This window comes from Paenibacillus sp. FSL P4-0338, assembly GCF_038002365.1.
Lineage (GTDB): Bacteria > Bacillota > Bacilli > Paenibacillales > Paenibacillaceae > Paenibacillus_AQ.
Genome location: NZ_JBBOCG010000002.1, coordinates 382,334 through 393,802, shown reverse-complemented (window position 1 = coordinate 393,802; position 11,469 = coordinate 382,334). Strand labels below are relative to the sequence as shown.

10 protein-coding genes are annotated in these 11,469 nt (G+C 53.8%); 4 read left to right on the top strand and 6 right to left on the bottom strand.

Annotated features, from left to right (window positions below; translation table 11 throughout):
* Positions 1 to 132 precede the first annotated feature (132 nt).
* The 3 genes from MKZ07_RS25790 (at position 133) to MKZ07_RS25780 (ending at position 2,302) form a co-directional block, all read left to right on the top strand.
* Positions 133 to 393: a GlsB/YeaQ/YmgE family stress response membrane protein gene (locus tag MKZ07_RS25790; RefSeq protein ID WP_036702079.1), complete on the top strand. Its 261-nt coding sequence runs from the start codon at positions 133 to 135 to the stop codon at positions 391 to 393.
* Positions 394 to 561: 168 nt separating this feature from the next.
* On the top strand, positions 562 to 1,068 hold the full coding sequence (locus MKZ07_RS25785; protein ID WP_036702077.1) for a CcdC family protein: 507 nt from the start codon (positions 562 to 564) through the stop codon (positions 1,066 to 1,068).
* A 271-nt stretch (positions 1,069 to 1,339) separates the two neighbouring features.
* Positions 1,340 to 2,302 (top strand): L-lactate dehydrogenase, encoded by a 963-nt coding sequence (locus MKZ07_RS25780; RefSeq protein ID WP_036702075.1) that lies wholly within the window; start codon positions 1,340 to 1,342, stop codon positions 2,300 to 2,302.
* A gap of 91 nt (positions 2,303 to 2,393) precedes the next feature.
* On the opposite strand, the gene MKZ07_RS25775 is transcribed toward MKZ07_RS25780, so the two are convergent.
* Together MKZ07_RS25775 and MKZ07_RS25770 are read right to left on the bottom strand one after the other, a co-directional pair.
* Positions 2,394 to 4,421 carry a methyl-accepting chemotaxis protein gene (locus MKZ07_RS25775; RefSeq protein ID WP_341028464.1) on the bottom strand — a complete coding sequence of 676 codons (2,028 nt, stop codon included), beginning with the start codon at positions 4,419 to 4,421 and terminating at the stop codon, positions 2,394 to 2,396.
* Between the two features lie 182 nt (positions 4,422 to 4,603).
* The gene (locus tag MKZ07_RS25770; protein ID WP_156949767.1) at positions 4,604 to 6,931 is read right to left on the bottom strand and encodes a heavy metal translocating P-type ATPase; all 2,328 of its coding nucleotides are present in this window, start codon (positions 6,929 to 6,931) and stop codon (positions 4,604 to 4,606) included.
* Positions 6,932 to 7,145: 214 nt separating this feature from the next.
* On the opposite strand from MKZ07_RS25770, the gene MKZ07_RS25765 reads away from it, so the two are divergent.
* Positions 7,146 to 8,237 carry a cation diffusion facilitator family transporter gene (locus MKZ07_RS25765; RefSeq protein WP_235218601.1) on the top strand — a complete coding sequence of 364 codons (1,092 nt, stop codon included), beginning with the start codon at positions 7,146 to 7,148 and terminating at the stop codon, positions 8,235 to 8,237.
* 227 nt (positions 8,238 to 8,464) lie between these two features.
* Here MKZ07_RS25765 and MKZ07_RS25760 read toward each other — a convergent pair whose 3' ends face one another.
* The 4 genes from MKZ07_RS25760 to MKZ07_RS25745 form a co-directional block, all read right to left on the bottom strand.
* Complete coding sequence (locus MKZ07_RS25760; protein ID WP_036702072.1) at positions 8,465 to 8,830, bottom strand: ArsR/SmtB family transcription factor; 366 nt, start codon at positions 8,828 to 8,830, stop codon at positions 8,465 to 8,467.
* Between the two features lie 243 nt (positions 8,831 to 9,073).
* Entirely contained in the window at positions 9,074 to 9,811 is a 738-nt protein-coding gene (locus MKZ07_RS25755; protein ID WP_036702071.1) for an ABC transporter permease, read from the bottom strand.
* Between the two features lie 2 nt (positions 9,812 to 9,813).
* Positions 9,814 to 10,530, bottom strand: a complete 717-nt coding sequence (locus MKZ07_RS25750; RefSeq protein WP_341028459.1) for an ABC transporter permease — start codon at positions 10,528 to 10,530, stop codon at positions 9,814 to 9,816.
* Positions 10,527 to 11,438: an ABC transporter ATP-binding protein gene (locus MKZ07_RS25745; RefSeq protein ID WP_341028458.1), complete on the bottom strand. Its 912-nt coding sequence runs from the start codon at positions 11,436 to 11,438 to the stop codon at positions 10,527 to 10,529. The genes MKZ07_RS25750 and MKZ07_RS25745 overlap by 4 nt, the downstream gene beginning before the upstream one ends.
* Positions 11,439 to 11,469: the final 31 nt, after the last annotated feature.

The window sequence follows — 11,469 nt, the reverse complement described above, 5'->3', positions numbered from 1 at the left end:
AAACAGCATAAATTTGGACAGACTGGAATACTAAATAAATGTGTGCCGGCAAAATTTAACACTGGTTTAAACGCTGAGCATGAGGTTAATAGTAACCATCGAAGACAACAAACACAAAAGGAGCTGAAGTAAATGAGTTTACTATGGATGTTGATTGTTGGTGGCGTAATTGGTTGGCTGGCCGGGTTGATTATGGGCCGGGACATTCCGGGCGGAGTTATTGGCAACATTATCGCTGGTATTCTCGGTTCATGGCTGGGCGGCATGCTGCTGGGAAGCTGGGGACCTAAGGTCAGCGACTTCTATGTCTTCCCATCACTGATCGGTGCTGTGATTCTGATCTTTATCGTAAGCCTGATTCTGCGTTCGGTTGGCGGACGTAGCCGTTCTTAAGCTCTATGGCAGCATTCTTCGATGAAGCTGCTGAACTATACTTAGCAAGCAGACCCGCCGGGGTTAGACTCCTGGCGGGTTTGTTGTGTGTACCTCATTCTGAAATCCAATCATTATCTGCTATAATGAAGACAATAGTGACCAAAATCACAGAGAGGACAGTGAATTATGGGTAACATCAACCCCTCACTTCTGCATGTGGGCTCTACGCTGGGGGCCGTATTCATGGCGCTGATGGTGATTTTCATCCGCATGAAGGCCAGTGCCCGCCCGGTAACGATCCGCAAAATATGGATTCCGCCGCTTGGCATGTCCACTGGCTTCGCCATGTTCGTCGTACCGGAAGTGCGCTTCCCCTGGTGGTGGGCGGCCGCGGCCTTCCTGGTCGGCTGGTTTATTTTTGCCTATCCGCTAATCCGCAGTACGCGGTTCGAAGAACGTGAAGGGCTGATCTATGCCCAGCGCTCCAAGAGCTTCGCGTTCATTCTGCTTGGACTGCTGCTGGTCCGCACTCTGCTCCACGAGTTCATCAACCGGTATGTATCTGTTCCTCAGTCCGGCGGATTATTCTTCATTCTGGCCTTCGGCATGATCCTCCACTGGAGACTGTTCATGTATAAGCACTATACCGGAATGTTGCCTGCCGAGCCGCAGATTCCGCAGCCCCGGGTCTAGGGCGAAGCGGGGTAAGACATTCATTTATGTAAAAGGGGGGTGTCCCCGGCAGCCTTAGGGATGACTGCCGGAGGCACCCTTTCCTTCTGCCTTCCCAAATGCCCATCAGCTGCATATTATAGTTCATAAGAACCCTGACACTCTAACCTTCCATGTGAATTGTGGCTAAATAACGGACGGGGACAGCGGGCATTTTCGGTGCTATGTCAGGTAACTTGCGATGAGATCGGTTAGAATAGTACCATACTTGTAGAGAGTGGGGACGGGGCAATTGAAAAGTAAATCGAGAAAAGTGGCAATCGTCGGCTCCGGCATGGTCGGCTCAAGTGTTGCCTATTCCATGGTGAATCAAGCCGTATGCGATGAGATCATGATGATTGACCGCACCTACGACCGCGCCATGGCACAAGCGCTTGATCTCTCGCACTGCATGGACTTCACCGGAACACGCACCAAGGTCTATGCCGGCACCGCCAGCGACTGTGCGGGGATGGATGTCGTCATTCTGACGGCAGGCGCCAATCCCAAGCCGGGGCAGACCCGGCTGGATGTACTGGATGCTGCTGCTGTAATTACCCGGGAGATCATCACCGAGATTATGGCGGGCGGCTTCGATGGTATCTTCGTCGTCGCTGCGAACCCTGTAGATATTGTGACTTATATGGTCTGGCAGATCTCCGGCCTGCCGCGGCACCGGGTGATCGGCACAGGCACCTCCATCGACTCTTCCCGGCTGAAGACACTGTTGTCGGAAGTATTCACGATCGATCCGCGCAGCGTCAACGGCTATGCCCTTGGCGAGCATGGGGAATCGCAGTTCGTGGCCTGGTCCCATGTGACCATCGGCGGCAAGCCGATTCTGCAGATTATGGAGCAGCACCGCGAGCGCTTCAGCAGCCTGGATCTGGAGGATATCGCCCGCAAGACGAAGGATGCCGGCTGGGAGATTTTTACGCGCAAGGGCTCCACTCACTTCGGGATCGGCAGCGCGCTCGCCTATATCACCCGCTCCATTCTGAATGACGAGCACAAAATCATCGCCGTCTCCGCCATCCTGGACGGGGAATACGGACAAAGCGGCGTATGTGCCGGAGTACCGGCTATTATCAGCAGCAGTGGCATTCAGGAATTGCTGGAGCTGAACCTCAGTGATACGGAGATGGCCAAATTCACCGCCTCCTGTAGCATCATCCGCGCGGGAATTGATAGCCTCACGCTAGAGGAGCAGCACTAAGCTTAACAGCATAGCCTATACAGTAAACACCCCTCTGCTTCACACAGTAACCTGTGCGGCAGAGGGGTGTTTGCGATGATTTCACCTGATATTATTGAAACTTCTCGATCTCGCTCCGCAATTCGCTCATTAACTGGTTGAGGGATTCGGCTGAGGTGACGACCTGGCCCATCAGATTCCGCTGCTCGGTGGAAGCCTCCGCCACCATCTCGGCACTCTCGGCAGAATCTCTGGCAATGATCAGCATATCGGAGATGGAGGCTGTAATCTCCTCTGTCCCGGCGGACATCTGTTCATTGACGGCAGAGACGTCCTGGATCTGAACCGATACCTCACGGATGGACGAGCGGATATGGTCGAAGGAGGTGCCTACGTTTTGCATTTTACCCATTCCGTCTCCGATCTCAGCAATGCTCTTCCCCATAGAGACCTCAGCCGCTCTGGTGGATTCCTGAATCTGACGGATCAGCTCCACAATATTCACAATGGCGCTGTTCGTGCGCTCCGCCAGCTTCTTCACTTCATTCGCCACCACGCCGAACCCGCGCCCATGCTCCCCTGCTCTGGCCGCTTCAATCGACGCATTGAGGGATAACAGCCCCGTCTGGTTGGAGATTTCGGAGATTACATCAACAATCTGGCCAATCTGTTCAGATTGTCCGCTCAGATTGCTGATCAGAGCCGAGGTCTCCTCCGCAGCGCCGCTGATGACAGTCATCTGCTTAAGTGTGGATTGAATCTCTACATATCCGTTCTCGACCTCGGTGCTGACCGTCTCTGCCTGGTCGGACACATTGACGGAGGATTCCGCAATCCGCTGCAGCCCGATCGCCATCTCCTCCGTAGCTCTTGCCGCCTGTTCCGAGCCCTTGAACTGTTCGCCCATGCCCTGAGCGACTTCCTGGACGACTGTCTCAATCTCAGCCGACGTATTCGAGGTCTGATTAGCGTACTTCAGCACACTTTCTGCCGAGACAGCAACCTGGGCCACTGTAGCATCGATTTTACCGACAATGCCGGATAATGATCCGATCATATCATTAATGCTCTGGCTCATCTGGCCGATTTCATCACTGGAGCGTACGGTCACCCGTTCGCTGAGATGGCCGTCCGCTACTTTCTTCATCACCCCGGAGATCGCTGCAATCGGCTTCACAATCAGACGGGTCAGATACAAGGCCAAGGCAATGACCGCTAAAATGATGATTACAATGAACAAGGTGGATATCCGCTGGGCTGAGGTGACTTTGGCGGTAATCTCGCTTTTGGGAACCGTAATCAGCAGCTTCCAGTCTGTGCCCGGAACGCTACGGAAATAGGTAATCACCTGTTTGCCGTCCTCTCCCTTGTAGGCTTCCGAGCCTGCTTCCTTGCCGAGAATATGCTCTACAGCCTGTTTCATCTCTGTTGTCTTGGCGTAATCCGCGATATTCTTGCCGATCCGCTCGGTCTCGGAGTAGGCGTAATAATCACCCTTGCCCGAGATTACGTATCCGTAGCCGGTGTCGCCCACGTGGATATTTTTGCCCATCTCCATCAGAATGTCCGGTGTCACCGAGAAGGCGATGCCGCCGCCAAACTGTTTGTCCTTGTCCACGACCGGAACGAATACCGGAATAATATATTTACTGAGCTGTTCCAGATAAGACATCTCCGCTACAGCCGGAGCAAGACTCTCCTTTGCCTGCAGGAAATATGCCGATTGGCCTACATCCGCCGTAAGCTTAAGGGAATTGGCCAGAATGCCTTGCTTGTTAATGACGCTGTAACCTTCGGACTGAGTATCGCTCTCTTCGAGTACCTTGACCACAGGAAAAATAGTATCCGGTCTCGAGGTATCAAATTCAGGATGCTGTGCAATCAGCTCCTGGACCGCAGATGTCCGCGTATTCAGCCACTCTGCGATCCGTGTGGTATTCATCTCCAGAATATTCTGGGCGAGCTCCTCACTGTCGTCTCTGGTTACACCCCCGAAGTACTGCATGAAAAAGATCGTGACACCAAGCAGAGGTACAATAGCAATTGCCAAAATAACAAGCGAATACTTGCTTTGTAGCGACAATGATTTTCCATTCTTTGCATTCATTTTCAATTTGGACCGTACACTTGCCTCATTCACCGCAAAATCCCCCTAGAAACCCTTTGTGGTCTTCCATATGCTGTAAATATATATTGATATATCGGCATAAATAGACAAAAAGCATAATACATGCAATAAAAATAAGCCTTAAGACCCAAAAATTAGGATCATTAAGGCTTATACTTTTCATAATTATTTCATTATCGCATCATATTACACCATTATACCGATTTCGGCGGCTGTAAAGCTCGCATACTGTTCAGTACAGCAAGTACAGTAACTCCGACATCTGAGAATACGGCCTCCCACATGGTGGCAATTCCGAACGCTCCCAGCAGCAGGAAGACCGCTTTAACTCCCAGCGCAAAAGCAATGTTCTGCCAGACAATGGTCCGTGTCCGCTTGGCGATGCCGATGGCGGAGGCGATTTTGGAAGGTTCATCCGTCATGATTACAATATCCGCAGCCTCAATGGCTGCATCCGAGCCAAGTCCGCCCATGGCAATCCCGACATCCGCTCTGGCCAGCACCGGAGTATCATTAATCCCGTCCCCGACAAAAATGATCTTCTCCTTCGGTCCCTTTTCCCGCTCCAGCTGTTCAATCGCCGCGACCTTATCCCCCGGCAGCAGCTCTGCATGGATCTCCTGAATACCCAGTTGTCTGCCGACAGACTCGGCTACCGGAGCGGCGTCACCAGTCAGCATAACCGTCTTGTGGATTCCCAGTGCATTCAGAGCCTGAATAGCCTTAAGAGAATCGTCCTTCACTTCATCTGCAATGACGAGATAACCTGCGTAGCGCTTATCTACAGCAATATGAACGATCGTCCCGTACTCCTGCGGGGTTACGCTGGCAATCCCTTCACGCTCCATCAGCCGCGCATTCCCGGCAAGCACTGCCTTCCCCTCCACGGTAACGGCGATGCCGTGGCCGGAGATTTCGTTATAGTCGGTAATCGCTTCGCCGGGAATCGCTTCGCCATAGGCTGCACGGATGGATTCCGCAATCGGATGGCTGGAATGGCTCTCCGCATAAGCCGCTACCCGCAGCAGTTCCTGCCCGGTGAAGCCTTCCGCCGGAATATTGCCGGTTACCGTGAACTGGCCTTTGGTCAAGGTTCCTGTCTTATCGAACACAACGATCTTCACATCATTCAAGGCTTCCAGATAGTTGCTGCCCTTCACCAGAATCCCGTTCTTGGACGCGGCACCAATACCGCCGAAGAACCCAAGGGGGATCGACACGACAAGCGCACAAGGGCAAGAAATAACGAGGAAGACCAGTGCGCGGTAGATCCAGTCCGAGAAGGTGGCTCCGCTAAGAACCAGCGGCGGAACCACTGCCAGCAGCAGCGCTGTTATCACTACAACCGGCGTATAGGCGCGGGCGAATTTGGTGATAAAATTCTCTGTCTTCGCTTTGTTATTCGTAGCATTCTGCACCAGCTCCAGAATCTGCGAGACTGCTGACTCGCCGAAGTCCTTGGTCACTTCAATGGTAATCACACCATTGCGGTTAATGAATCCGCTCAGCACCTGGCTTCCCGGCTGTGTCGAGCGGGGTACCGATTCTCCGGTCAGCGCCGAGGTATCCATCATCGCGCTGCCCTCAAGAATAATCCCGTCCAGCGGAACCTTCTCGCCGGGCTTAACCACGATGCTGTCCCCTACGCTAACCTCTTCGGGGGACACCTTGCGCAGATTATTGCCTTCCTTCAGATAAGCGAACTCCGGCCGTATATCCATCAGCGCTGTAATCGAACGGCGTGAACGGTTCACAGCCATTCCCTGGAACAGCTCACCCACCTGATAGAAGAGCATAACCGCGACGCCTTCAGGATATTCGCCGATAGCGAAGGCACCGATGGTCGCAAGGGCCATCAGGAAGTTCTCATCGAACACCTGGCCTCTTACAATATTCCGGGCAGCAGAGAAGACAACCTCACCGCCGACAATCAGATAGGCTGCCAGGAAGATCAGCAGCTCGGTGATCCCGCTGACTGGCAGGAACATCCCGGCAGCGGCCAGAATGGCACCACCGCCCAGCCGCATCAGGATGCGGCGCGTATCGCCCTCCCCATGCTCGTGGCTGTGTCCGTGGCCATGGGAATCCTCATGACTGTGGCTGTGCTCAGCAGCATGTGAATGCTTGTGCCCGTCTTCATGGGAATGCACTTCTCCGTGGGCATGCTCATGACCGTGCGGTTCGCCGTGGCTATGAACATGGCCCTGTCCTTGAACTGCTACGCCGCGCACCTGAGCTGCATCCTCCGCAGACAAGGGCTTCTTAACAGCCCGCGAAGCTTGAACCGCCCGTGGCTTCACATGCGGCTCCAGCTTGGTTACCGTCTGCTCAGCCTGCCCGGCGATCTCATCCGCAGCAGCAGCCGTTGTCTCCAGTGTCATGGTCTTGGTGGCGAAGTTGACGGTGCAGGAGGACACACCTTCAATCTTCTTGACCTTATTCTCGATCTTCATTGCGCAGTTCGCGCAGTCCAGCCCATCCAGTACCCATTTCCGCTTCACATTGTCTTCTAACGTACTCAAATGACTCATCTCCCTTGATCGTCCCTATATATGAGTATTTGTTCATATGTTAACTTACACCTATTATATTCTCCTGAAACATACAGTGTCAATGCATTCAGCCCACAGATTGTGGCAAAATAAAAATAAGAAAAGCTTGTAATTTACCTGCAGACGCCATAATATTAACATATGAGCAAACATTCATATGTTAACTGAAAAGAGGTCCTATCTAATGAACAATTCCAAAATGAACAACGTTAAACCTTCCGGGCAGCATCCGAATGTAACAGCTTCGAACAGCAGTGGATCGGAGCACGCAAGTCATGAGAATGCAGAGCATACGCATAGTGACTCACATGCTCACTCACACTCTGGGACACATACTGGAGCACATGCTCATTCGCAATCTGGCGGGCATTCCCACTCTCATTCACATGCACATTCACATTCCCACGCACCGGATAATAAAAAGGGGCTGCTAATCGCCTTAATTATCACCGGCGGCATTATGTTCCTTGAATTCTTCGGCGGTCTGTTTACGGGAAGTCTGGCTCTTTTGTCCGATTCAGGCCATATGCTCAGTGACACCGCCTCCCTTGCCCTTAGCCTTGTGGCAATGATTATCGCGGTGAAGCCGGCATCCTCCAAGAACTCCTACGGCTTCCACCGGTTCGAGATTATGGCGGCCTTATTCAACGGGGTGACTCTGTTCGTCATTGCCGGATTCATTATGTATGAAGCTTTCCAGCGTTTCTCCGCCCCTCCGGTGGTAGCCAGCGGAACGATGATGCTGATTGCCAGTGTCGGATTGCTGGCCAATCTCGTCAGTGCGTGGTCACTGATGCGCAAAAGCGGGGCTAAAGACAATATCAATATCCGCAGCGCTTACCTGCATGTAATCAGCGATGCTCTCGGCTCCGTGGGCGCGCTGGCGGCTGGTCTAATTATGAACCTGTTCTCCTGGTATGTCGCAGATCCTATCATCAGTGTGCTGGTTGCCCTGCTGATCCTGCGCAGCGCCTGGGGTGTCATCAAGCAAGCCTTCCATATTCTTATGGAAGGAACTCCGTTTAACGTGAATGCTGAAGAGGTGAAGAAGGCGCTACTGGGCATTGAAGGGGTTGAAGATGTGCATGATCTGCATATCTGGACCATCACCTCCGGCCTGGATGCCCTCAGCGGTCATCTGCTGATCAGAGACGGGGTGAATACGGAGCAGGTACTGCAGCAGGCACTTCAATTAGTGGAAGAGAATTTCGGCATCCAGCATACCACACTGCAGATTGAGAATTCTGCTGTGAAGCACGGTCACCTTCCGGTTTGAGGAAGAGGTGGTACGCGGAGAAGGGTGAGGGAGTATGCGAGTCCAAGGGAGTCCGGGATAGTCGGAGGAAACCTAACGATTCTGTAGGCCTGCCGAATATATGCTGTTTTCCACATACATTCGGCGCACTGGCACATATATATTTGGTTTACCGCACAACATAATATAAAAGGGCTGCCCCAAGCCATTACCTGGCTTGGGGACAGCCCTTTTGCTGTCATAACAATCTATTCATGCCGGATATGTTCATGAGTCTGCAGGAAGATCTGCTCCACATGTGCATCATTCAGCGAATAATATACGGTCTTGCCTTCCTTGCGGCGCTTCACAATCCGCAGATTCCGCAGATAGCGGAGCTGATGGGAGACTGCCGACTGTCCCATATCCAGTATGGAGGACAAGTCATGCACACATAGCTCCTGCTGGGATAACGCGTAAATCAGCCGAACTCTTGTCGGATCGCCCAGTGCCTTGAACATTTCCGCCATCTTATCTGTAGTCTCGCGGTCCGGCAGAATCAAGGCCATAGATTCCGGTTCCAGTTCGGAACCATTACAGGTGTTGTCGCATTCTTCAAGTGCCGCTGGTTCCATGCTCCCGCCCTCCTCCATATACTCATCCGGCATCGCCGGCGCTTAATAGTATCTTCTACGATTAATTATAGGAAAAATGGCGTCGAATGTCCATGGAGAAGGGAAATGCGTAAGGGATTTCACTCAAACATGCGGCGGTGTATAGCGTTGCGTTCGGGTTCGCTTCGAATATTCCGTGTTAGTTGTAGTCATTGGATTAGTATTTAACATTTCCCGCCAGCCGCATTCCTATACCTGCTAACCTTATACCGCCTTACGCCAAAAGCCTATCAAGCCAGCACCCAGGAACAGAAGCAGGCTGCCCGACACGACAATCATCAGGCTCTCCAGCGGCAGGTTGAAGGCGCCGAACCGTTCTTCTCCAAAGGGGGACATGGCCAGCATCGGTTGTACCCATGGGTAATAAGGTCCGTAGGTGGCAGAATTGGCAATCAGTATATTGGGAATGGTGAAGCAGACATTCAGCGCCAGCGGAGCGCCGAAGCTGCTCCAGCCCTGGGATACCGCCAGTTGCAGGGCAGCCAGGGGCAGGCAGGCAAACCATCCTCCGAACAGGCTGCTCAGCAGCAGCTCCCAGGGAACTCCCCCTTCAGCACCCCGATACCATCCGACCCCCAGAACCCCTCCAACAAATAGCAGCTGCACCGCACCCAGCAGCGCTATTATCAATACATATTTGGCAAAGTATACTGAAGTCCGCGTAACCGGGAGCGCCAGGAGCTGCTTCCAACCGCCGTCACTATGCTCATTGCGGCAGATTAAGGCAGCGAAGAGTCCTGAGAGCACCGGAAGAAACAGCAGCGCATGTAGCGTTGACATCGTACTCAGCAGAACCTGCCAGGTGATTGTCTGATTTCCCGGCATGTCCGAAAGCGCACCAATCGGCAGGGAGACCAGCGGACTGAGCAGAATCAACAGCCAGGTGCGGAATCCGGCTATCTTCAGACACTCCGCAGACATGATTCGCAGAAAATTCCTCATATTCAGTCCACATCCTTTCGCGCGAAATGGATGGCTCCAGGCAGGATTACCAGGAGTCCAACCACCAGGCCGGCTCCGCTGAACAGCCAAGGACGCGGATCACTCCAGGCTAATTCCGGCCAGGAGAGCGGGAACCACTGCGTGAAGTACGAACCGAACGGGCTGACCAGCGACAAGGTCAATCCCACCGATACCGGAAGGGTCTGGTTCCGGCTGGTTAAAGACAGCCACAGCTGGAGTGCAATGATAGGCATGGCCGCAGCATAGGCGGCGAAGCCCATCCGCAGGACATCTGCGAGCGGTATCGGCTGAGTACCGAAGCCGAGCAGCAGTCCGAGAATGACGGTTCCCGCCGACAGCAGCAGGCAGGACACGATAAGCAGCAGCAGGCAGAGCAGCAGCTTCGCCATGAATACTGCCGTACGGGAGACAGGCAGCGCCAAAAGCTGCTTCCAGGCGCTGGTCTGATGCTCGACATTCGCAATCAGAGAGCAGATTAGTGTGCCTCCAAGATAAAGGGCAATCGGTACGAAAGGTATGACCTCACTGAGCAGGCCACCCCACAGATCCTCGCGGTACTGCCCGCGAAGATAGTCATAGCGGAGGCCGAAATTCAGTCCCTGCATGGCGATGAGGCCCAGTGGACCGAGAAAGGTGAGGAACCATATGCCTTTGCCGCGGATCTTAAGCCAGTCCGCCGACAGCGCACGCCACATCATAGCTCCCCTCCCCCAACCACCTGCAGGAAGAATTCCTCCAGAGATTGCCTGTGCTCCTCCACCCTGTAGATCGCGTGACCCTCCTCGACCAGCTCTTTGACCAGCAGCGATACTCTCGCATCACTCATCCGGGGCAAAACCAGCCGGCCCTCCTGCAGCTCGCCGCCGCAGCCGCGCCGCACCGCCGTCATCAGCGCAGTCTCCGGCTCGGATAACGCCAGGCGCAGATGGCCGGCCGCCTGCTGCTGGAGATGGGCAATGGTATCCTGGTAGACCATCTGTCCCTCGCGGATAATGCCAACCGTACCGGCCATCTGCTCAATCTCGCTCAGCAGATGGCTGGAGACCAGCACCGTAATCCCCTGCTCTCCGGGCAGCCGCTTAATCAGGGAACGGATCTCCTGTATGCCTGACGGGTCCAGCCCGTTGGTCGGCTCATCGAGAATCAGCAGCTCCGGGCTGCCCAGCAGAGCTGCCGCAATCCCCAGCCGCTGCTTCATGCCCAGCGAGAAGCCCTTGACCGGCCGCGTCTCCTCCCCGGTAAGTGAGACGATCTCCAGCACCTCGGCAATGCGCACCTTCGGCACAGCCAGAATGCGGCGGATCGCCTCCAGGTTGTCCCATGCACTCAGATGCCCGTAGTAAGACGGCGATTCCACCAGCGATCCTACCTTACGCAGAATGGACATCCGGTTCGCACGCAGCTCCTTGCCGAAGATCTCAATACTGCCGGAGGTCGGCTTGATCAAGCCGAGCAGCATGCGGATAGTTGTTGTTTTGCCGGCACCATTTGGTCCGAGGAAGCCGTAGATTTCCCCTTTTGTAATATTGAGATTCAGGTTCTTCACAGCCGCACGGCCGCGGTATTCCTTAAGCAGGTTTCTTGTCTCTATCACTGTATCCTTCATTCTTCTCTTCACCTCGGTAACAGCATAACGC